This is a genomic window from Bacillus sp. AK25, assembly GCF_048270685.1.
In the GTDB taxonomy this organism is placed as follows: Bacteria; Bacillota; Bacilli; order Bacillales; family Bacillaceae; genus Bacillus; species Bacillus altitudinis.
In genome coordinates this window covers 1,852,989-1,874,075 of sequence record NZ_JBLUWC010000001.1, presented here as the reverse complement: position 1 = coordinate 1,874,075, position 21,087 = coordinate 1,852,989, and the positions used below count along the sequence as shown (strand labels likewise).

Genomic DNA, 21,087 nt, shown 5'->3' with positions numbered 1-21,087 from the left:
TTTGTTATTGAAATGACATTTACATATGTTACGATAGCACTCGTTAGCCGCCATAAAAAGCTAACAAGGGAGGATTTACTTTATGAAGAAGACTATTATGTCCTTGGTTGCTGTTGCAGCAATCTCAACAACAGCATTAGGAGCACAGCAAGCTTCTGCAAAGGAAATCACTGTACAGAAAGGTGATACACTTTGGGGAATCTCTCAAAAAAATGATGTGTCTCTAAAGGACCTAAAGGGTTGGAACAATTTATCTACAGACATGATCTATGTAGGAGATAAATTGACAATCTCTTCAAAAGAGAAAACTCAGGAGCAGTACAAAGTCCAGAAGGGGGACAGCCTCTGGAAAATCGCTCAAAAATTCAATGTGTCAATTAGCGATATTAAGTCTTGGAATAACTTAAACTCAGATATAATTATGATTGGTTCAACACTAAGTGTTGCTGGTCAAAGCTCAGCTCCGGTAAGCTCAGAACCTGTTCAAAAACAGGCACCTGTCCAAAAAGAGCAAACAACGAAAAAAGCTGCTCCTAAAAAGGAAACAGCTAAAGCAGAATCATCTTCTGCTAGTCAAAGTGTTCAAAAAGAAATGACTGTAACGGCTACGGCTTATACAGCAAATGATGGTGGCATCTCAGGTATCACTGCAACAGGGGTAAACTTAAACAAAAACCCAAATGCAAAAGTAATCGCAGTAGATCCTAATGTCATTCCATTAGGAAGTAAGGTTTATGTTGAAGGCTACGGTGAAGCCATCGCAGCAGATACTGGCGGCGCAATTAAAGGTAACAAAATTGATGTACACGTACCAAGCAAATCCCAAGCTAAAAATTGGGGCGTAAAATCAGTCAAAGTGAAAGTACTTAACTAGTAGTCTATTGTTTTTGGAAGAAAGCATCAGGTGGCGGCCTGATGCTTTTATTATACCTTTTTTTGGGCAAGAATACACATATTTTTCTGAAAAATTCGCATTTTCGACAAAAACCAGCGTATAAGCCCATCTCAACGCTGGTTTTTGTGTCGTTAGCTGTCCACCCAATAAATTTCTCCGCTTTGCTCTTTCCAATTAATTTGGACATCAAAATGGTGTTTTTCATAAAAATGAATCAGGCGGTCCACATGGTTCCAATCTCTTTTGACGAGATCCCCAGTAATGACTGGAATGTTTTGCTCTCTTGCGATTTCTTTTAAATGCTTCATACAGATGGATCCATAGCCATTATCAGGCGGGCCTTTAATATCGGCAATGTGAATCTTTCCTTCTTCAGGATATTCCGCAATCAAGGAAAAATCAGATTGTCCGCGAAAAGCTTTTTCACAATCGCTTAACATGATTTTGCACGTATCTGCATTCTCAATTGCAGAGACGATCATCCATTCATCTTCCTTCGCTTGATCAATGCCAATAATCTTTGCTTTTTTTGAAATATCTTTAATATTTTCTTGCATTCGATACATTTGGAACTGCAACTGCTGTAATTCTTGCTCTAATGTCTTCACATCTTTTGTTGTTTCCTGTAAGATTGACAAGTCTATTGCTCCTTTCATAAAAGAGTTGATAAAAACCACACAAATTCCCATTCTAAAGGAAGTGAGTGGATCTTTCAAGCCGCTAGAAGGCAGGCAATCGGCAAGTTTGTCTAAAATTCGACGAAGACAGCGAATTCATTGACTTTAGAGAGAAAGTTAAATAACATACTCTTAGTCGGAACTAATAAAGAGAGGTTTTCAAACATGAACGAACAGAATCAAAAACCGAAAAATTTCACCGGCATTGTTGTCTTTTTAACAATTGCCATAAACGGCTTAATTGCTTTATTATTTTTCATGCCAAAAACAGATAAATTTAGTCATCTGGATATTACATTTCTGCCGTTACTGAATGCCGTGATGAACAGTTTTACGTTTATCTTTTTACTTTCAGCGCTCATTATGATTAAACAAAAGAACATTAAAGCCCATAGACGATTTATCTTTGCGGCTTTTTCAACAACACTTGTCTTTTTAATTTCGTATGTGACGTATCATTCAATGGCAGCTGATACACACTTCGGGGGAGAAGGAATCATTCGTCCGATTTACTTCTTTATTCTCATCACACATATCGTCTTATCTGCCGTCATTGTACCGCTTGCACTGATCACTCTCTTTAGAGGCGCACAAATGCAAGTCGAACGTCATCGTAAAATTGCCAGATGGACCATGCCTCTTTGGCTCTATGTCAGTCTAACAGGTGTCATCGTATATATTATGATTTCTCCATATTACAGCTAACGTATGTCCATCTGGACATACGTTCTTTTATTTACAAGATGAAGTGCTTTGGATAAAATGGGAATTGGGTATCCGACTTGCACGGTATCTTCCCACCTATAGAATCACATCATGTCTGGCCGTTTGCTCGTTTGGAGAACACAATTGAACGAAACGGGGGTTATATGATGACTGAACAATTGCAGTACAAACCGGGGCTTGAAGACATTGTGGCAAGTGAAACGTCAATTTCGTTCCTAGATGTCCAGCAAGAAGAAATTGTGATTCGCGGTTATGACCTCATCGAGCTGGCACAAAGCAAGACGTACTTAGAAACAGCCTATCTGCTCATTTATGGAAGATTACCAGATGCAATGGAATATCACCAATTTCAGCAAGATATTTCCTCACAAACAAGCTTACATCCAACCATTCAAACCATTTTGACAAAACTGCCAAAAACCACTCACCCAATGGATGCCATGAGAACGTGTTTATCTGCTCTTGCAGGGTACGATGAACAACTGAATGATCGATCAGAAGCATGCCAACAAGCGCGTGCCGTTCGATTACTTGGCCAGCTGCCAGCGATTGTTGCGGGAAGCTATCATATTCTCACACAAGACACCACACCTACTCCAGACCAGACCAAATCCTACACTGAAAACTTTCTAGCGATGTTAACAGGCCGCACTCCGGCACAAGACGAAATCAAAGCATTTGACCAAACGCTCACGCTTTATAGTGAGCATGAGCTGCCGAATTCAACATTTGCAGCAAGAGTCATTGCATCTACTCATTCTGACATGTATGGTGCTTTTACTGGAGCGATTTCTTCATTAAAAGGTGACTTACACGGAGGCGCAAACGAAGCAGTCATGCACATGCTGCTCGAAGGCAAAACAACAGAAGGTTTCCTTGCGCTCATCGAACGTAAATTAGCCGCAAAAGAAAAAATGATGGGCTTTGGACACCGGGTATATATGAGAAAAATGGACCCAAGAGCGGCTCTTTTAAAACGATCGTTGAAAACGCTTACCGAATCAAAAGGAGACACGACGCTTTATGACATGTGCGTCGCAGGCGAGGCATATATGAAAGAAAAGAAAAACCTCTATCCAAACCTTGATTATTACGCAGCACCTATTTATTACGTGCTCGGTATTCCTATTTCACTTTATACACCGATTTTCTTTGCTGCGAGAGCAAGCGGATTAGCAGCGCATGTCATCGAGCAGCATTCACACAATCGGATTTTTAGACCGAGAGTACGGTATTTAGGACCAAGAGGATTAAAAGTCTCAAATGATGATGGAAAAACGGGGGAATGAAGATGAATAAAACAGCAGTAGCCAATCAAACAGATCAACTATTAGAAGACATCGCAGCCTATGCCGTGGATGGAGAAATTACGAGCAAAGAGGCCATTGAAACAGCTCGGTATGTACTCATGGATACACTCGGCTGCGGAATGCTGGCGCTCAACTTTCCAGAATGTACGAAGCATCTTGGACCAATTGTACCTGGAACTGTTGTCCCTAACGGAGCAAGAGTGCCCGGCACTTCATTTGTATTAGATCCTGTTCAAGCGGCTTTTGATATTGGCTGTATGATTCGCTGGTTAGATTATAATGACACGTGGCTTGCACAGGAGTGGGGCCATCCATCAGATAACCTGGGCGGGATATTGGCTGTAAGCGATTATATCAGCAGAACGAGGCTTGCAAACGGAGAAGAACCGCTTTCGATGAATGACGTACTGCATGCGATTGTAAAGGCACACGAAATACAAGGTGTGCTTGCTTTAGAAAATTGTTTGAATCGAAATGGCTTGGATCATGTTCTTTTTGTCAAGGTGGCATCAAGTGCAGTCGTTTGTGCAATGCTTGGCGGAACGAAAGAAGATGTGCAGCATGTGTTATCACAAGCATTTGTGGATAATTCACCGCTTAGAACGTACCGGCATGCCCCGAACACAGGATCAAGGAAATCGTGGGCAGCAGGGGATGCCACAAGCCGTGCAGTGAGACTAGCGATGATGACATTGAAAGGAGAAATGGGCTATCAAACGCCCCTCAGTGCAGAAAAGTGGGGGTTTGAAGATGTGTTAATGAAAGGAAAACCACTCACACTTGCCCAGCCGCTCGGGTCATATGTGATTGAAAATGTACTCTTTAAAATTGCCTATCCAGCAGAATTTCATGCGCAAACTGCCGCTGAGGCCGCTGTCATTCTACATGACGCGGTAAAAGACCGTTTAGATGAGATTGACAGAATTGAGATTAGGACACATGAATCAGCCATTCGAATTATTGATAAAAAAGGACCGCTTTACAACCCGGCAGACCGTGACCATTGTTTGCAGTATATTACGGCCATTGGGTTAATCTATGGTGAGCTGACCGCTGATCATTATGAAGAAGAAACGGCGCAGAATCCGCTCATTGACCGTTTGCGTGATCAAATGATCGTCAAAGAAGATAAACGGTATACAGAAGACTATTTAGATCCGAAAAAGAGATCAATTGCAAACTGTGTTCAAATCTTCTTTAAAGACGGAACGATGACAGATCGAATCGAAATTGAATATCCGCTTGGTCATCGCAGAAGAAGGCAGGAAGGGATCCCGCTGCTTGAAAAGAAATGGGCATATCATTTGAAAACGAGATTTCCACAAAAACAAGTCGATCAAATTGTTTCACTTTGTCAAAATCCAAATCAATTAAAAACAACGACAGTACCAGCGTTTATGGATTTATTTGTCATATAAGGGGGAGCTAGTGTGTGGATCGTGAATGATGAAGTAAATCAAGCTGACTTAGCCGCAGCTTTTAAAGAGCAAATGCACAAATCCGCTTTATTTCAAATTCCAGGCGTTCACGATGGAATGTCTGCGCTCTATGCGAGGAAAATGGGATTTCAAGGGCTTTATTTATCGGGTGCCGCTTTTTGCGCAAGCAAAGGGCTTCCTGACCTCGGTATGATTCATTCCACTGAAATGGCGGAAAAGGCAAAGGAAATCATTCGAGCTTCTCAGCTGCCTCTTTTAGTTGATATGGATACTGGCTATGGCGGTGTATTAAATGCGGCCAGGGCAGCAAAAGAAATGGTGGAAAGCAAGGTAGCGGCTGTTCAAATTGAAGATCAGCAAATGCCGAAGAAATGCGGACATTTAAACGGAAAATCACTCGTTTCAGTAGAAGACATGATGGCGAAAATCAAAGCGATCAAACAAGCGGCACCTACACTTCTCGTCATCGCAAGAACGGATGCGAAGTCAGTAAACGGGATGGAGGATGTGATTCACCGGGCTAATCTCTATCTAGAAGCAGGAGCAGATGCCATTTTTCCTGAGGCGCTGATCACAGCAGAAGATTTCACGTATGCTTCAAATAATATAAAAGGGCCGCTTCTTGCAAACATGACGGAGTTTGGAAAAACACCTTATTATCATGCAGACGAATTTTCTATGTTTGGCTTTCAAATGGTGATTTATCCAGTGTCATCCCTGAGAGTTGCTGCAAAAGCGTATGAGCGTTTATTTACAGAGATTAAGGAAAAAGGGACGCAACAGGGAATGCTGGAGGACATGCAAACGAGAAAAGAGCTATATGAAACGATTCATTATGATGAATATGAAGAAATGGATCAGCATTTAGCTAAAACGATCCTGCCGGAAATCGGGAAAGAGCATTCATAAAATGAAAAGCACTTCCGTTTAGGAAGTGCTTTTTTTACGATGATGGTGTGGATGATGAAGCCAATTTCATCTTTTCTTCAACTGTTTTCGTTTTTTCTTTTACTTTTTTAGCATAAGTGAAATCACCGTAGCAATACGGATAGCGGAAGTTATCTTTGTCGCCCCCGCATGTATAGACTTCAGGGTTTCGCTTCACTTGCTTTTTGGAGTATTGCTTTGCCAATTTTTCGGAATGTTTTCCCCCGTTTTTTGCAACAAAATCAATATAGCCGATTCCCATGTTATAGCTTTGAATAATGGTTTCCAAATCAACGCCTTTTTTCTTCCCATGCTTGTACATAGTCGAAAAATGATGGACTCCTTGTTTAATGCTTTTCTGAGGGTCATTGATTTCATTTCGTTTCAAACCAAGAGATTCAGAGGACTGCATTGGATCTCCGCCTCTGCCTTTTGATTCTTGATACATCATACCGAGAATTAACGCGGTATATTGATCTAAATCTTGATCTCTTAACTCTGTTTCTACAAGCGGTTTGTAATCATCCAATCTCGACAAAACAATTGATTCCGTATCAATCGGCAGCTTTTTTAACTCCTTTTGATTAAAGGAAATGACAATGGCCGCTAATACGCAAACAAACAGAAAAATCGTGAAACAGCCTGAAATGGCAAAACATCCTGTTTTTTTCTTTTTCAAGGTCAGTTCACCCCTGTTTTGCCCCGCTTTTAAAAGGGAAGTACAGCCTTTATATTATGCCATATCCTGCACAGGATACCAAGTGAAAACCTTATATTCAATCATAGCCAAACGTAAATTCTGTTCTTGATTTCAGTCTATAGCAGAAATAAACAAAACCGATCATGAGCCACACCATGCCGATGATTAATGCATTTGTACTGATGCTTGTTAAGAGCCAAATACAAAAAGCCGTTCCGCAAAGCGGGATGATGGCATACCTCAGTGTGTTTAATACACCTCTTTGTTTTTGTTTGATGAAATAGTAGGCGAAAACAGACAAGTTAACAAACGTAAATCCAATTAATGCCCCGAAGCTGATAAACGAGTAAATGACCTCAAGCTCACCAACAACTGCGGTTAACGAAAAAACACCAATTAATAAAATATTAAATACAGGCGTTTTCAATGTTGGGTGAATATAACCGAAGAAACGCTTTGGTAATGATTGATCTCTTCCCATCGCATACAAGAGTCTTGCGGCACTTGCATGTGATGATAGGGAGGAAGAGATGACAGCGACCATGGTGCCGGCTAAAAAGAATGAGTGGAGAAACGCTCCGCCCACAAATTCCGCAATTTCAAGTGATGCCGCATCTGGATGCTTGAACTGTTGAAAATTTGGAAACACCTGCTGTAAAAAATAAGAGGTAAGGGTAAACAGCACACCTCCAATAGCGACCGTTAAAAATATGGCGAGAGGAATCGTTCTTTTTGGCTTAATTGTTTCCTCAGACATGGTCGAAATCGCATCAAATCCTAGAAAAGAAAAACATAAAATCGTTGCGCCGGAAAAAATAAGGGCGGGATCTAAGCTCGCTGAATAAAACGGACGGGTTGACAGTAACTCTCCTGTGCCTGCATGCTGCGTGAGCCCATAAATAATAAACCCAACAAATGTAACAGCGACAATCACCTGAAAGGTCACAAATAGCGCTGTAATGTTGGCTGTAAGACGTATACCGATTACATTGACAGTCGTTATGGCGATAGCAAGTATGATGATCCAAATGTAATGAGGTACATCAGGAAAGGCTGCGGTTAAATAAGCACTTCCGATTGCAAAATTCACCATAGGCAAAAATAAATAGTCTAGCAATAGTGTCCAGCCTACAAGAAAGCCAACGTGAGGATGAATACTTTTTTGCGCGTATGTATATGCAGATCCTGCTTTTGGAAAAGCCTTCACCATATTCCCATAGCTAAGCGCTGTCAATAGTAATGCCAGTAAAGTAAAGATATAAGCTGCAGCAACGTGTCCTTTCGTCAGCTGAGCAACAATGCCGTATGAATCAAATACGACAAGTGGGTCCATATAAGCAAGCCCGATCACAACAAGCGGAAAAACAGTCAGGCTGCGTTTTAGTCTTGGCTCTTCAGTCAATTTGCCTATCAGCTCCTCTAAAAAAATGTATAAATAATGCTCATTTTAAAAAGAATGCTACCACGTGTCAATGCTATTTGAATAAATCTTTTTTCAAAAGGTGTGGAAGCTTTGCATGCTACACGTTTTGGTATATGATGATACATAGAATAAGTCGTGAGTTGACTGACAAGAAAGGTGAAGCGAAATGAAGGAAGAACTGAATACAAATCAAGAACAGGAACGGATGGAGCTGGACGAAGAAAGTCTATTTCTTGTCTCCCAAACATTTAAAGCCTTATCTGATCCGACGCGTATTCGTATTCTACATTTGCTGTCTCAAGGTGAACATTCAGTAAATGATATAGCAGAAACACTAAACCTTATGCAATCAACCGTATCTCATCAGCTGCGCTTTTTAAAAAATCTTCGTCTCGTGAAATCTAGACGAGCAGGGACCTCGATTTTTTACAGTCCTGAAGATCAGCATGTGATGGAAGTGCTTGAACAAATGATACACCATGCACAGCATGATTGAGAAAAAACCTTCCTACTTTTATATAGGAAGGTTTTTTATGCATGATGTACTTGGGTTGATCGTTTATTTGCTTTCATCATTTGATAAGAAAACACAATATAGTAAGCCGCTAGAAGGAAAAAGCTGAGTATTGTCAGCGCATCATCGCTGACAATATGCTGATACAATTCAACGATATCCATTTTGGTGATCGCATGTGTTGTCAGATTGACCGATTTAAATGCAAGCCTAGATAAAAACAAACATAAAATAAAGCTTTCAATCCATTTACTTGTTTTCATATACAGCCGGCCATTTTCTAATTTCATCTGAATCGTCTGATAGGCGTGGATGGCGAGACTGCTCCCGAAGATCATGCCAATGACGGCATAGATAAAAATACTGTGATTTTGCCATCCTTCTGATAAGAGAATAAGGGCAGTCAGACTAAATACATACATTCTCATGAAAAGATTCACCGGGCGCACAAGCTGATAGCGTCTCATTCGATTCATTCGAATGATGATCCAGACGAGCATGACGATCCCGATCATGAACAACTGCCATACGTGATGTGTCATGATGCAACCTCCTCCTGCACAGGCAGGGATGTAAACGAATGCTGGCTGTTACTTATCATTACCATTCTTTCTTTTTTTATCAAATCAAAACCTATATTTATGAAAAAGAGGAAAAGTCATGAAAATCGATCGCATTTTGTCCATTGTGATGATACTGATTAGCAAACGGCAAGTACAGGCGAAAGACCTCGCTGAACTACATGAAGTGAGCGTAAGAACCATATACCGTGACATTGATACGATTAATCAAGCGGGGATTCCAGTTGTCACAAAACAAGGCGCAGGGGGTGGAATTTCACTCGTTGACGACTATCGTCTAGAGAAAAAATTATTCACCGATGATGATATTGAACTGATTTTAACAGCTCTTGAAAGCATTACGAGTGCATACACCTTTAAAGAAAGTGAACATGTACTAAAGAAAATGAAATCCCTGATCCCGCCTCAAAATGAGAAACAGCAACATGTCTTTATTGATTTAAGCTCTTGGGGGAAAGACAGCTACTTAGAAAAGAAGCTCCAGCTCATTCATACCGCTGCCTCAGCGCATCAATATATCCAGTTCACCTATCGCAATGCAAAAGGCGAAACACTTCCTAGAAAAGTAGAGCCTTATACACTTGTCTTAAAAGGAAGACACTGGTATTTGTATGCGTATTGCTGCGTAAAAAAAGCGTTTCGTCTGTTTAAACTCAAAAGAATGTCAGACCTTATCACGCATTCAGTATCTTTTCTTCCTAAACGAATAAAAAATGAGAAAAGCCTTGGAATGATTCTTGGCACGAAGAACCTTCCGTCAGTACACTAACGCTCAGGTTGACTGAAGATTCTGTTGGTAAAGTGAAGGAATGGATAGATGAAAATGAATTCACCGTATGTGCAGATGGTACGTATCTTGCCACAATCACTTTGCCTCAGGATGATTGGTTATATAGCTTTCTTTTTTATTTAGGGCCAGATGTCGAGATTGTCTCTCCGCTATCCGTTCGGGAAGCATTTGATCTAAAGTTGAAACAATTTCAAAAACCAAAAGGAACTTGACACAATGTTGTCAGGTTTCTTTTTATATGATGGAAAAAAAGGAGATGAGAATGTATGTACGATATCGTGATTTTACAGAAACAATGGATCAAGGGATTATCTGTTCGAACAACAAATGAAATGGAGCAAACAAACGAGCGGAAGATTGCACCGCTTTGGCAGCAATTTTTCACGCAGCAGCTCGACGGGGGCCATGCGCCAGTCATAGGGCTGTATTCAGATTATGAAAAGGATGAAAATGGCGCTTATTTGTTCACAGCGGGGCAATTGGTTGACCAGCAACTAGCACAAGATGCAAAAGAGATTCCAGGCTCCACCTACGCAAGATTTCAAACGAGAAAGGGCCCGATTGAAGAGGTTGTGTTTGAAACATGGCAGCAGATTTGGAGCTGGGATCAGCGTCACTTGCGAACATATACTGGCGATTTTGAATGGTACGACGAACGATCGATTGATCCAAAAGAAGCACAAATTGATATTTATATAGCAGTCGATGAAAAAATAGTTGCTAAAACTAATACTATTAGTTAATATAAAACTAACGACATTAGTTTTAGGGGGAAAACAAGATGAGATTGACAACATTTGACCGTTTGCACCAGCTTACACTCATGCCACGTATTTTTCCGGTAAATTGTTATGTATTTGAGGAAGAGAATGAACTCATCTTAATTGATGCAGCTTTGAAAATGGCAGCAAGCTCGATCATTGAATTTGCACATCAATTAAACAAACCCATTAACAAAATTATTCTGACTCATAGTCATATGGATCATATTGGCGCACTAGATGAAGTGAAAAAGGCTTTTCCAGAGGCAGTTGTTTATTTATCGAAACGAGATGCTCGCCTGTTTGCTGGCGATTTCTCTTTACTTCCTGGTGAACCGAAGAAAAAAGTCAAAGGCAGTTTTTCAAAAGACATTCTCACAAAACCAGACGTGCTTGTTGAAGAAGGGGACGAGATTGGGTCACTTAAAGTCATTGCCACACCAGGACATACACCAGGAAGCATCTCTTTATACGATGAAAAGTCAGGGGTTGTCATTGCGGGTGATGCAGTTGTGACAAAAGGCGGTTTATTTGTAACGGGTGAGTTTCGCTTCACCTTCCCATTCTCGGCTTTTGCCACTTGGGATGCACAAACAGCACTAAAAAGCGCTGAAAAATTACTGGCATTTCCCTTGTCTTGTCTCGCAGCAGGACATGGTGATCTCATCATAGAGCCTGAGGCAAAGCTCAGAGCCTCTATCGAAAAAAGGAAGCATCAGCTACAAAAGGGAGGACAGTAAGCCATGTCTCCAAGAATGGGTATCACACAAGAAAAAATTGTTGAATCTGCCATCGAATTTGTCGATGAAGAGAGCTTTTCCGCTTTGACCATTGCTACATTGTCCAAACGGCTTAACATCAGACCACCATCTCTTTACAACCATATATCCGGTCTTCATGAAATACAGGCAGCTCTTGCTGTCAAGGGGCTGACAATGCTTTGTGAGGCCGGCAAACAAGTAACAGCGGGGCTGGAAAAAGAAGACGCTGTTTTAGCATTTGCAAGACAATATGTTCAATTTGTTCGTCAGCATCCCGGTCTTTATGAAGCTGCTTTTTCACATATGAATGAAAAAGAAGTCAGTGTGGCTGCAGAGAATCTTGCTGATTTTGTCCAATCCATCATGTCTCGTTTTGGTGTAAAAGAAGAGGACATGACGCATGTCGTCAGAGGGCTCAGAAGCTTACTGCACGGCTTTGGAGATATTTCAAACAAAAAAGGATTTCAACGGAAAGAACAGCTTGAAGATAGTGTGAGCTATGCGGTCCGTCTTTATATTGCAGGCATCAAAGAGCAAGAAGATCTGTCTCATTGACAGGTCTTTTTTATGTATCGAACCGATATGATGAAGGAGATGTAAACAAATCAAAACATTTTTTGGGCGAAAAACCAATAAAGATTTGACAGTTTTGTGAAACATGGTATGCTTATTATGTGAAATAATTCACATAGAGGAGTAGAGGCAGATGAAAAGAAAGCCTGTTTATGTGGAAACAACCATTCAAGCACCTATTGAAAAAGTATGGGAGTATACGCAAAATCCAAAGCTTCATGAACAATGGGATTTGCGATTTTCAACCATTTCATTAAATGGACCTAGTGATGAACAACCCCAATCCTTTTTGTATGAGAAACACCTTGGATTCGGCATTAGTGTAACTGGGACAGGAGCGTATCGAACGAGCGTGAAGGATGAGCGTCATGAAAGAGCATCCTCACTTCAATTTAAATCATCACACCCTTTGTCTTTCATCAAAGAAGGCGGAGGGTATTGGAAATACATGAAATCGAATGATCACATTGTGTTTCAAACCCAATTTGATTATGAAACAAAGGAAGGAAAAGGGTGGAAGTGGGCAGACCGTTTGTTTTTTCGGCCAATGATGGGGTTTATGACTGCCTTTAGCTTTGGCGCATTAAAGACGTGGCTTGAAAAGGGCACGCATCCCCGGTTGCTGCTAGAGAGAACACTTGCCCATTATGGCATTTGTTTGTTGTTTGCTATCGTCTGGTTATGTCAAGCGATCATTCCTTTTTCACCTTCTGCTTTTGATCATAGCACCGGATTTCGATTGTTTTATGCGCTATTAGGTGTATCATGGCTCATGCCTAAACTGCCAAAAAAATATATATTCATCCTTCAAAGCATTTTTCTGCTACTGATGCTTGGTATAGGGATTTTATCGCCAGAAACGACTCTGCACGAGCCGCTGGTGCTGAGTGCATTTTTCATTTTATCCGTTGCAGGAATGATCAATTTAAAAGATTGTGTAGATGTGTTTTCGATCAAACGAAAAAGGGGAGGTAGACATGGTCGTTCATCATCATCAAGTAAAAGACTACGATAAGCTGCATCCAGCATTAAAAGAGCGTTATAACCGCGCGTTTACGGCCGAAGGCATCATGGAGGAAATAGGAGGCGGGACAAAGCTCATCCGATTGTTATTCAAAATCGGTCCATTGTTTCGCTGTTTTTTTCCTGAAAGAGGGCGAAATATTCCCTTCCAAATTGTGAACAAGCCTTTTACGACAAGTAAGGGAGAAGAAGGGATGCACTGGTTTCGAACGTTCTATTTTCCTGACAAGGAAAGACATTTTGATGCAGATATGATCATTGATCAGAAGAGCCATCAAGTACTAGACTACTTTGGAAAACCTAGGCTTCTTGTGTCAGAGCTTCATTTTACAGTCACGGAAAAAGGATTCTTGCACATTCAATCAGGTAAGCAAAAGTTTTTGCTGTTTGGGCGGGAGTGGCCACTGCCTTCTTGGCTTTACGGTGAATCTGATGTAACAGAAGGGTACGATGAGCATGCAGGTGAGTATACGATTGATGTTCAAGTGAAAAATCGCCTTTTTGGCACTCTTTTTACGTATAAGGGCCGGTTTACGGAAAGGGTGTCATCTCATGAATAAATGGCATTTGATGTGTAGCATCGTGTTGATGGCTTGCTTTCTCGTTACCCGTTTGACGACAGCTCCCATACCAGAATTTTTTGTTTTGATTGCGATTTTATTTTTTCTTCCCGCTTTCTTACACTTTTTTTATCAGGAAGAGAAGAAACGGCAGCAGAAGGGGCTGATCGGCTTCATAATGAAAGCCTTTCCAGTAGCAGCTCTATGTGCAACAGGCGCATTCATCTATCATTCTCTTTGGCTTGCATTGGGATGGCTTTTCTTTACAATGATTCTGGCTTTATTTGGTTTCACCCGTTTGCTGAAAAGAGGGGCCCATCCGCTTCATGAGCTGATGATCGATGGCGCATGTATGTATATCGCTCTAGGTGGGCTTTGGTTCTGGCTGTACATAGCAGATATACAAGTGATGACATTTTCACCGATGATTGTTCTTTTGACCGCTATTCATTTTCATTATTCGGCTTTTTTTATCCCAATCTTTTATGGCTTATTAGGAAGGCAGCGGAAAAAAGAGACGACGTTATACAAAGTGGGTGGCTGGGTTATTTTACTGGCGCCAGTGATGATTGCTGTGGGAATCAGCTATTCTCGCCTGTTTGATACGTTCAGCGTCATTTTGTATGTGATCGCACTTTATTTGTATGGAGTTTTATGTATGACAACTTCTTTTCGTTCAACTGTTGCAAAAGGGTTCGTTGTGTTTTCTAGCATCATGTTAATGGGAACCATTGTCCTATCATTCCTTTATTCTGCCGGAATGCTTTTACATGTTACCTACATCAGCATGGATCAAATGATTTGGTTTCATGGCAGTATCAATGCAAGTTTGGTTATTTTACCAGGCCTCATTGGATGGTTGATTGAAAGACCAGCTGATCGATTGAAACAGAAGGATTTTCCGGTATCGAGAGTTCACGGTCGTTTTCAGATCATGTCTTTTCAACATGACCACTTGCAGCATGATGAGAAGATTGGTTTAGTCGATTCTCTTGACCAATTAAATGGAAAGGCATTTTCAGCAGAGAGTGTGTCACCTGTTATTCGCAGATTTTATGAAGACCCGATGTCCTTTACGTTAAAAGCAGCCGTCTGTTTTCATTGGTGGGTAAGGCCGTTTGTCTTTTTGCTTCAACCTGTTTTTAGACAAATAGGACAGCTCTATTTAGGGTCATCACGAATGCCATATGAAATGTCGGGGAGTCTTTCAAGATTTCAACATCCTCTTGAAGAAAGGGAGAATGTACGTGTGTGGGTCAGGCGCAATGAGAAAGGCGAGCAAGTCTTTTATGCGCTCTATGCTCAGCACCATGATGAAGAGACAGTCTATATGAATATTGCTTTGCCGCTTCCTTTTTCACAGCTTACGGCAATTTTAAAACCTTTGAATGAAAAGGAAGATTTTCTATTAAAAAGTAAAAGTCCAAAAGGCAGTACGGGTGATGAAGGATTGTATTTGCATACGTCTTTCATCACCATGAAACTGCCAATGGAAGAAAGCTTTCATATGAAAGCAGAGACGGAAAAAAGTCTCACAGCGATTCATCAAATGAAGCTATTCGGTATTCCTTTTTTAACGATTCAGTATCAAATCGACAGTGAAAGCCACTCATCTTAGTCAATGATGTCGCATGGTTCACCGTGACGAATGATGTTCACAATCGCTTGCCCATCACTCGGATGATGATCTGCATACTGTACTGGCAGTAAAGCAAAAAATACATAGTAGACTGAGAAGTAAGCAAATTGATAGAAAAATTGATGCTCTGGCAGGAAATCGTTGGCGATCATTGTATTCAATATGAGAACACTGAGCAGGTTGCATAATGATCCGCCTAAGTAGACAAGAATGTGTGAGAAACGGTTATTTCTCCTCATTTCTTCATAATGGCAAAAAGCATCTAGAAAATAGATTCTTCTAATTTCAACGACGCCTATTTTCAATACTTTTTTGCCTCTGCCAAGTGCAAACGAAACCTTTGCTCCAAACAGCCATGCGACCACAATATGGCCCAGCTGATGCAAGATGGCAACGATAGGAAGAATGACGAAAAACGACCAGCAAAACGTCCACATATCTGATAATGTAAACAAGTGTTAACCCTCCCTGATATATTTGGGAGGAAGCAGTAGGATTATTTGCCATTTTACCGAATTCATTTTCATGATGCAAATATTTAATAGACTACTATAAAATGATTATGTAAACTAAAAAGGATTTTCAATGAATAGTCTTTTTAACCCTTTCTTTTAGAAGAGTAGGGTGTGCTACAATTAAGAAATTAGTGGAAGACAAGTGGTCATCTTTTATGAAAGATTGAAAGGGAGAGAGATTCTAATGGCAGATATTGAAAAGTTTTTAGCATTAGACATTCGTGTTGGGACGATAGTAGAAGCAGAGTTCTTTGCAGAAGCGAGAGTGCCTGCTTTCAAGCTGAAGATTGACTTTGGGGATGAGATTGGCATAAAACAATCTAGTGCACAGCTGACAAAACGATATCAGGCTGAGAATCTCACTGGGAAACAAATTATTGCAGTGGTCAATTTCCCGCCAAGAAGAATTGCCGGGTTTAAATCAGAGGTGCTTGTCTTAGGAGGCATGCCGTCAAAAGAAGACGTTGTCCTGCTTGCCACCGATGAGCCGGTTGAAAATGGCACCAAAATAGGGTAAGAAAAAAGACATCTTCATCAGAAGATGTCTTTTGCGTATTGAGGCGGAATAACCACACGCCACATTCGTGTGTGTCTCAAAGAGACGTGTTACCCGGCTTACACAATTCAGCTCATCGCTTGATTAATATAGCATGGGATTGGTATGAATGCAACCATTATTTGAGTTCTCTTTGTTTTTGGAAGATAAAAAGAAGGTTCATCTCCTCATATCTTAGAAAAAATGACAAGAAATCAATTATTTGGATTATTTTTTCGAAAAATATTGAAAAGTCAGATCATATTTTATAAAATGAATTCATCTTAGTTTGTTTAATCGATAAACTAAGATAGCGATCATCTATTGATCTATTGTTTAAAGGGAATGATTTGCTGCTGTGTGGGCTAAGCTGAAAGAAAGAGATGTTCAGCTTCATTTTTACAACAAATTGAAAGCGCTTTATTTTTCGACCTATTGATTGCTGCTGCCCTGCACCATCTGTCCGCTAGAAGAGGCTAAGTGAAGAAGGGAGAAAACTCATGGTGAGTGAGAATTTAAAGAAGATTCGTATGTCTGAAAAAGTGGGGTATGCTTCAGGAGATTTCGCATGTAATTTAATTTATGCAACTGTCTCTACGTATCTATTATTTTTTTATACGGATGTGTATGGATTATCAGCAGCAGCAGCAGGGACGATGTTTTTGGTGGTTCGGGCCATTGATGCGCTTGCAGATCCGTTTATTGGGGCGATGGTTGACCGAACGAACAGCCGTTTTGGCCGGTTTAGACCTTATTTGTTATTTGGTGCGTTACCTTTTGCCGTTCTTGCCATTCTTTGTTTTACGACACAGGATTTTTCCGAAATGGGAAAACTCATTTATGCGTACATCACGTATGTTGGTTTATCGCTTACATACACGTTCATCAATGTTCCTTATGGTGCTTTAACTTCCGCAATGACAAGAAATAACCAAGAGGTCGTCAGTATTACGTCTGTTCGTATGCTTTTTGCAAATCTCGGTGGTTTAGTGGTTGCTTTTTTTGTTCCGTTTCTTGCGACGTTTTTGAGTGATACAACAGGAAATACAGCACTTGGCTGGCAGATCACGATGGCATTTCTCGGCGTACTTGGGGGCGGATTACTGATTTTCTGTTTTAAAAGTACGAATGAGCGCGTCACGCTTCAAAAGCCAGAGGAAAAGATCAAGTTCAGTGATCTCTTTGTCCAGTTACGAGTGAATCGTCCGCTTGTTGTGTTAAGCATATTTTTTATCATTATCTTTGGTGTGAACTCGATCAGCAACTCAGTCGGGATCTATTATGTGACGTATAACCTCGGCAGAGAAGATTTAGTGAAGTGGTACGGCCTGATTGGCAGTCTGCCAGCTTTAATGGTGTTGCCGTTTATTCCTAAGCTACACAAGTTGTTAGGAAAGAAAAAGCTGCTGAATTATTCATTATTGCTGAATATTGTAGGCCTTCTTGCCTTACTTGTGATCCCGCCGAGTCAAATCACTTTAATACTTATTTTCAGGCTCGTTGCGGCTGCAGGGAGTATTACAGCAGGTGCTTACATGTGGGCACTCATTCCTGAAACCGTTGAATATGGCGAATATAAAACAGGGAAAAGAATGGGTGGACTGATTTACGCAGTGATTGGATTCTTCTTTAAATTTGGGATGGCCTTAGGCGGCATCGTTCCAGGGCTTGTCCTTGACCGATTTGGTTATATTGCAAATCAAGTGCAAACACCAGAAGCTTTACTGGGCATTTTAATCACGACAACGGTGATTCCTGTATGCTTACTCATTTTAGCGATGGTTGATATTAATTTTTATAACCTAGATGAAGAAAAACATAAAAAAGTCATACGAGAGCTTGAGAATAGAGATAAGGTGTATATCGATCATATGGACGACTTTAAAATGTAGCTCTCTGAAAGAGGAGGAAGTTCAATGAACATTACCAATCCAGTGCTCAAAGGGTTTAACCCTGACCCAAGTATTTGCCGTGCGGGAGAGGACTATTACATGGCGGTTTCTACATTTGAATGGTTCCCGGGGGTGCAAATTTATCACTCGAAGGATCTCGTCCACTGGCGGCTCGCCGCGCGTCCCTTGCAAAAAATTTCTCAACTCGATATGAAAGGAAATCCAGATTCCGGCGGGGTTTGGGCGCCGTGTTTAAGTTATGCGGATGGTCAGTTTTGGCTCATCTATTCTGATATTAAAGTAGTAGATGGTCCGTTTAAGGATGGTCATAATTATTTGGTCACAGCTGATGCAGTAGATGGCGAGTGGAGCGATCCGGTTCGACTCAATAGTTCTGGGTTTGATCCTTCCTTGTTCCATGATCCAAGCGGAAAGAAATACGTGTTGAATATGCTGTGGGACCATCGAGAAAAACATCATTCTTTTGCAGGTATAGCCTTGCAGGAATATAGTGTATCTGAAAAAAAACTAGTTGGTGAGCGGAAGGTCATTTTTAAAGGCACGCCAATCAAACTGACAGAAGCTCCGCATCTTTATTACATCAATGATGTCTATTATTTATTAACAGCTGAAGGGGGCACGCGTTACGAACATGCAGCCACAATCGCCCGTTCCTCGCGTATTGATGGGCCGTACGAGGTTCATCCTGACAACCCAATTTTAACGGCTTTTCATGCGCCTAGCCATCCACTACAAAAATGCGGGCATGCTTCCATTGTACAAACGCATACAAATGAATGGTATATGGCTCATCTGACTGGCCGCCCAATTCATTCAAGTAAGGAATCCATTTTTCAGCAAAGAGGCTGGTGCCCTTTAGGAAGAGAGACAGCCATACAAAAGCTTGAATGGAAAGATGGCTGGCCGTATGTGGTAGGCGGAAAAGAGGGGCTCCTAGAGGTTGAAGCGCCTGCGATGAGCGTAAAAGAGTTCTCTCCAACCTATCACATAGTCGATGAATTTAAAGATTCATCGTTAAATAGACATTTTCAAACATTAAGAATCCCATTTACGGATCAGATTGGTTCAGTGACGGAAAATCCTCATCATTTAAGGCTGTATGGGCAGGAATCTTTAACGTCTAAATTTACCCAAGCATTTGTTGCGAGGCGCTGGCAAAGCTTTTATTTTGAAGCAGAGACAGCGGTTTCCTTCTTTCCGAAAAACTTTCAGCAAGCGGCAGGTCTTGTGAATTATTATAATACGGAAAATTGGACGGCACTTCAGGTGACTTATGACGAGGCGCTTGGCCGTATCCTTGAATTATCTGTGTGTGAAAATCTGGCCTTTTCTCAGCCGCTAATTAAAAAAATCATCATCCCAGACGAGATTCCGTATGTGTATTTAAAAGTGACCGTTCAGAAAGAGACGTACACGTATTCTTATTCTTTTGATCAACAAGAGTGGGAAAAAATAGATGTACCGCTTGAATCGACTCATTTATCAGATGATTTTATTCGAGGAGGGGGGTTCTTTACAGGGGCTTTTGTCGGAATGCAGTGCCAAGACACAAGCGGCGAACGTCTGCCTGCCGATTTTAAGTATTTTCGATACGAAGAAACAACTGAATAAAAAAAGACAACACTCTAAAGGCTGTCTCTCTTTAACATGTATTCCATTATGGTGAAGGCGTGACATCACGCAAAAAAGCTTCAGTGACAAGAGATGTCATCCCTAAGGCTGGTGCGTTTTGTCCTAATGATGAAGGAAGCAGCTCCACCCGTGAGCTGAATTGTGCATCCATTCTAGAGGATACTTCATCTTGAATGATACTTAGAACGGCCTGCTCAGATTCAATGACCTTGTTTCGTAAAATAACGGCTTGTGGGTTGAAGGTATGCAGAACGTTTGTGAGACCTACCCCAATGTAAAAGCCAAAGTTACGCAAGGCATTGAGTGTCTTCATATCATTTAACTTCGCCAGCCGCTCAATATCTTGATAGGTGAATGGCTGACCATCTGTTTGGAGCGATTGGAACAGTGCTTTCTCAGATGCATACAGTTCCCAGCAACCACGATTTCCGCAGCTACATGTCGGTCCATTAAAGTCGATCGTCATATGTCCCATTTCACCAGAAAAACCATTTGTGCCTCTATATAAATGATGATTGATAATGATGCCTATTCCAATACCAGTGCCGATACTTGCATAGATCAGATGGTCATAATGTTTAGCAGCACCAAAGATTTTTTCACCGTACGCACCGGCATTTGCTTCATTCTCGATAAAAACCGGTACTTGGAATGTGTCTTGGAGACTTGTTTTTAGATCGACATTTTTCCATTTTGAATGAGGCGTAAACACAATTTGTTCATCTGCATCGACCAGACCAGGTATACAAATCCCTATACCAATCAGCCCGTATGGAGAAGAAGGAATGTGTGAACGTAACTGCTGAATCAATTCAATTAAAATACGGACGGTCACATCAGGTGTGCTGGATGGGAGCTTGAGCTGCTCATTATGAATCATCGACCCTTCAAGGTCTGTTAAAATGCCGTTGACATAATCAACACCGACATCAATGCCGATAGAGTAACCTGCACGTTTATTAAACATGAGAAGCACGGGTCTTCTTCCGCCGCTAGATTCGCCTTGACCGATTTCATAAACAAGATGTTCTTTCATTAATGTACTCACTTGAGAAGAAACGGTCGATTTATTTAACCCAGTGCGTTCAGATAATTTTGCTCTGGAAATTGGTGCATGGTGCAGAATTTCGTTTAGCAATAGCTTTTGATTTATTTTTTTCACAAAGTTCTGATCCGCAATATCCATTGTATCC

General features: G+C 41.0%; 23 protein-coding genes. 17 read left to right on the top strand and 6 right to left on the bottom strand.

Features of this window, described 5'->3' with window-relative positions:
- Positions 1–82: 82 nt before the first annotated feature.
- A complete protein-coding gene (locus ACNO7B_RS09555; RefSeq protein WP_007500712.1) occupies positions 83–874 on the top strand; it encodes a LysM peptidoglycan-binding and 3D domain-containing protein in 792 nt (263 codons plus the stop codon).
- Between the two features lie 152 nt (positions 875–1,026).
- Here the strand turns inward: ACNO7B_RS09555 and ACNO7B_RS09550 are convergent, their stop codons facing one another.
- Positions 1,027–1,533 (bottom strand): GNAT family N-acetyltransferase, encoded by a 507-nt coding sequence (locus ACNO7B_RS09550; protein ID WP_008346514.1) that lies wholly within the window; start codon positions 1,531–1,533, stop codon positions 1,027–1,029.
- Between the two features lie 204 nt (positions 1,534–1,737).
- Between ACNO7B_RS09550 and ACNO7B_RS09545 the strand changes: the two genes are divergently transcribed.
- The 4 genes from ACNO7B_RS09545 (at position 1,738) to prpB (ending at position 5,956) form a co-directional block, all read left to right on the top strand.
- Positions 1,738–2,277, top strand: coding sequence for a DUF420 domain-containing protein (locus tag ACNO7B_RS09545; protein ID WP_008346516.1), 540 nt, complete (start codon positions 1,738–1,740; stop codon positions 2,275–2,277).
- Positions 2,278–2,444: 167 nt separating this feature from the next.
- Positions 2,445–3,587 carry a citrate synthase gene (gene mmgD, locus ACNO7B_RS09540; RefSeq protein ID WP_019743303.1) on the top strand — a complete coding sequence of 381 codons (1,143 nt, stop codon included), beginning with the start codon at positions 2,445–2,447 and terminating at the stop codon, positions 3,585–3,587.
- A gap of 2 nt (positions 3,588–3,589) precedes the next feature.
- On the top strand, positions 3,590–5,026 hold the full coding sequence (locus ACNO7B_RS09535; protein ID WP_138825919.1) for a bifunctional 2-methylcitrate dehydratase/aconitate hydratase: 1,437 nt from the start codon (positions 3,590–3,592) through the stop codon (positions 5,024–5,026).
- Between the two features lie 12 nt (positions 5,027–5,038).
- Positions 5,039–5,956, top strand: a complete 918-nt coding sequence (prpB, locus tag ACNO7B_RS09530) for a methylisocitrate lyase (RefSeq protein WP_039963936.1) — start codon at positions 5,039–5,041, stop codon at positions 5,954–5,956.
- Between the two features lie 34 nt (positions 5,957–5,990).
- Here the strand turns inward: prpB and ACNO7B_RS09525 are convergent, their stop codons facing one another.
- A complete protein-coding gene (locus ACNO7B_RS09525; RefSeq protein WP_035703248.1) occupies positions 5,991–6,653 on the bottom strand; it encodes a lysozyme family protein in 663 nt (220 codons plus the stop codon).
- 97 nt (positions 6,654–6,750) lie between these two features.
- On the bottom strand, positions 6,751–8,076 hold the full coding sequence (locus ACNO7B_RS09520; protein WP_035703247.1) for an APC family permease: 1,326 nt from the start codon (positions 8,074–8,076) through the stop codon (positions 6,751–6,753).
- 187 nt (positions 8,077–8,263) lie between these two features.
- Here ACNO7B_RS09520 and czrA point away from each other — a divergent pair, with 187 nt between their 5' ends.
- Complete coding sequence (czrA, locus tag ACNO7B_RS09515) at positions 8,264–8,593, top strand: Zn(II)-responsive metalloregulatory transcriptional repressor CzrA (protein ID WP_007500691.1); 330 nt, start codon at positions 8,264–8,266, stop codon at positions 8,591–8,593.
- 35 nt (positions 8,594–8,628) lie between these two features.
- Here czrA and ACNO7B_RS09510 read toward each other — a convergent pair whose 3' ends face one another.
- On the bottom strand, positions 8,629–9,153 hold the full coding sequence (locus ACNO7B_RS09510) for a hypothetical protein (RefSeq protein WP_025207492.1): 525 nt from the start codon (positions 9,151–9,153) through the stop codon (positions 8,629–8,631).
- Between the two features lie 118 nt (positions 9,154–9,271).
- Between ACNO7B_RS09510 and ACNO7B_RS09505 the strand changes: the two genes are divergently transcribed.
- The 8 genes from ACNO7B_RS09505 (at position 9,272) to ACNO7B_RS09470 (ending at position 15,278) form a co-directional block, all read left to right on the top strand.
- Positions 9,272–9,961 (top strand): helix-turn-helix transcriptional regulator, encoded by a 690-nt coding sequence (locus tag ACNO7B_RS09505; RefSeq protein WP_417901461.1) that lies wholly within the window; start codon positions 9,272–9,274, stop codon positions 9,959–9,961.
- Between the two features lie 8 nt (positions 9,962–9,969).
- Positions 9,970–10,194 (top strand): WYL domain-containing protein, encoded by a 225-nt coding sequence (locus tag ACNO7B_RS09500; RefSeq protein WP_417901460.1) that lies wholly within the window; start codon positions 9,970–9,972, stop codon positions 10,192–10,194.
- Positions 10,195–10,248: 54 nt separating this feature from the next.
- Positions 10,249–10,725 (top strand): GyrI-like domain-containing protein, encoded by a 477-nt coding sequence (locus ACNO7B_RS09495; protein ID WP_417901459.1) that lies wholly within the window; start codon positions 10,249–10,251, stop codon positions 10,723–10,725.
- A 38-nt stretch (positions 10,726–10,763) separates the two neighbouring features.
- Entirely contained in the window at positions 10,764–11,483 is a 720-nt protein-coding gene (locus ACNO7B_RS09490; protein ID WP_417901458.1) for an MBL fold metallo-hydrolase, read from the top strand.
- Between the two features lie 3 nt (positions 11,484–11,486).
- The gene (locus ACNO7B_RS09485) at positions 11,487–12,059 is read left to right on the top strand and encodes a TetR/AcrR family transcriptional regulator (protein WP_417901457.1); all 573 of its coding nucleotides are present in this window, start codon (positions 11,487–11,489) and stop codon (positions 12,057–12,059) included.
- 151 nt (positions 12,060–12,210) lie between these two features.
- Positions 12,211–13,092, top strand: a complete 882-nt coding sequence (locus ACNO7B_RS09480) for a hypothetical protein (protein ID WP_417901456.1) — start codon at positions 12,211–12,213, stop codon at positions 13,090–13,092.
- Positions 13,055–13,660 carry a DUF4166 domain-containing protein gene (locus ACNO7B_RS09475; RefSeq protein ID WP_035391769.1) on the top strand — a complete coding sequence of 202 codons (606 nt, stop codon included), beginning with the start codon at positions 13,055–13,057 and terminating at the stop codon, positions 13,658–13,660. Before ACNO7B_RS09480 ends, ACNO7B_RS09475 begins: the two co-directional genes overlap by 38 nt.
- Complete coding sequence (locus ACNO7B_RS09470; protein WP_417901455.1) at positions 13,653–15,278, top strand: YndJ family protein; 1,626 nt, start codon at positions 13,653–13,655, stop codon at positions 15,276–15,278. The genes ACNO7B_RS09475 and ACNO7B_RS09470 overlap by 8 nt, the downstream gene beginning before the upstream one ends.
- On the opposite strand, the gene ACNO7B_RS09465 is transcribed toward ACNO7B_RS09470, so the two are convergent.
- On the bottom strand, positions 15,275–15,754 hold the full coding sequence (locus ACNO7B_RS09465; protein ID WP_007500681.1) for a hypothetical protein: 480 nt from the start codon (positions 15,752–15,754) through the stop codon (positions 15,275–15,277). The genes ACNO7B_RS09470 and ACNO7B_RS09465 overlap by 4 nt on opposite strands.
- 244 nt (positions 15,755–15,998) lie before the next feature.
- On the opposite strand from ACNO7B_RS09465, the gene csaA reads away from it, so the two are divergent.
- From csaA to ACNO7B_RS09450, 3 genes are all read left to right on the top strand, one after another.
- Entirely contained in the window at positions 15,999–16,331 is a 333-nt protein-coding gene (gene csaA / locus ACNO7B_RS09460; protein WP_417901454.1) for a chaperone CsaA, read from the top strand.
- A gap of 518 nt (positions 16,332–16,849) precedes the next feature.
- Positions 16,850–18,241, top strand: a complete 1,392-nt coding sequence (locus ACNO7B_RS09455; RefSeq protein ID WP_417901453.1) for a glycoside-pentoside-hexuronide (GPH):cation symporter — start codon at positions 16,850–16,852, stop codon at positions 18,239–18,241.
- Positions 18,242–18,265: 24 nt separating this feature from the next.
- Positions 18,266–19,873 carry a glycoside hydrolase family 43 protein gene (locus tag ACNO7B_RS09450; protein ID WP_046343760.1) on the top strand — a complete coding sequence of 536 codons (1,608 nt, stop codon included), beginning with the start codon at positions 18,266–18,268 and terminating at the stop codon, positions 19,871–19,873.
- A gap of 46 nt (positions 19,874–19,919) precedes the next feature.
- Here the strand turns inward: ACNO7B_RS09450 and ACNO7B_RS09445 are convergent, their stop codons facing one another.
- Positions 19,920–21,080 carry an ROK family protein gene (locus ACNO7B_RS09445; RefSeq protein ID WP_417901452.1) on the bottom strand — a complete coding sequence of 387 codons (1,161 nt, stop codon included), beginning with the start codon at positions 21,078–21,080 and terminating at the stop codon, positions 19,920–19,922.
- Between the last annotated feature and the right edge of the window lie 7 nt (positions 21,081–21,087).

Excerpts from the sequence above, each read along its gene's own strand:
- ACNO7B_RS09455 (WP_417901453.1), top strand. The coding sequence starts at position 16,850 with ATGGTGAGTGAGAATTTAAAGAAGATTCGTATGTCTGAAAAAGTGGGG.
- ACNO7B_RS09450 (WP_046343760.1), top strand. The coding sequence starts at position 18,266 with ATGAACATTACCAATCCAGTGCTCAAAGGGTTTAACCCTGACCCAAGT.
- mmgD (WP_019743303.1), top strand. The coding sequence starts at position 2,445 with ATGACTGAACAATTGCAGTACAAACCGGGGCTTGAAGACATTGTGGCA.
- ACNO7B_RS09475 (WP_035391769.1), top strand. The coding sequence starts at position 13,055 with ATGGTCGTTCATCATCATCAAGTAAAAGACTACGATAAGCTGCATCCA.
- ACNO7B_RS09490 (WP_417901458.1), top strand. The coding sequence starts at position 10,764 with ATGAGATTGACAACATTTGACCGTTTGCACCAGCTTACACTCATGCCA.
- ACNO7B_RS09445 (WP_417901452.1), bottom strand. The coding sequence starts at position 21,080 with ATGGATATTGCGGATCAGAACTTTGTGAAAAAAATAAATCAAAAGCTA.
- ACNO7B_RS09510 (WP_025207492.1), bottom strand. The coding sequence starts at position 9,153 with ATGACACATCACGTATGGCAGTTGTTCATGATCGGGATCGTCATGCTC.
- ACNO7B_RS09485 (WP_417901457.1), top strand. The coding sequence starts at position 11,487 with ATGTCTCCAAGAATGGGTATCACACAAGAAAAAATTGTTGAATCTGCC.
- ACNO7B_RS09480 (WP_417901456.1), top strand. The coding sequence starts at position 12,211 with ATGAAAAGAAAGCCTGTTTATGTGGAAACAACCATTCAAGCACCTATT.
- csaA (WP_417901454.1), top strand. The coding sequence starts at position 15,999 with ATGGCAGATATTGAAAAGTTTTTAGCATTAGACATTCGTGTTGGGACG.
- ACNO7B_RS09545 (WP_008346516.1), top strand. The coding sequence starts at position 1,738 with ATGAACGAACAGAATCAAAAACCGAAAAATTTCACCGGCATTGTTGTC.
- czrA (WP_007500691.1), top strand. The coding sequence starts at position 8,264 with ATGAAGGAAGAACTGAATACAAATCAAGAACAGGAACGGATGGAGCTG.
- ACNO7B_RS09535 (WP_138825919.1), top strand. The coding sequence starts at position 3,590 with ATGAATAAAACAGCAGTAGCCAATCAAACAGATCAACTATTAGAAGAC.
- ACNO7B_RS09555 (WP_007500712.1), top strand. The coding sequence starts at position 83 with ATGAAGAAGACTATTATGTCCTTGGTTGCTGTTGCAGCAATCTCAACA.
- ACNO7B_RS09470 (WP_417901455.1), top strand. The coding sequence starts at position 13,653 with ATGAATAAATGGCATTTGATGTGTAGCATCGTGTTGATGGCTTGCTTT.
- ACNO7B_RS09495 (WP_417901459.1), top strand. The coding sequence starts at position 10,249 with ATGTACGATATCGTGATTTTACAGAAACAATGGATCAAGGGATTATCT.
- ACNO7B_RS09505 (WP_417901461.1), top strand. The coding sequence starts at position 9,272 with ATGAAAATCGATCGCATTTTGTCCATTGTGATGATACTGATTAGCAAA.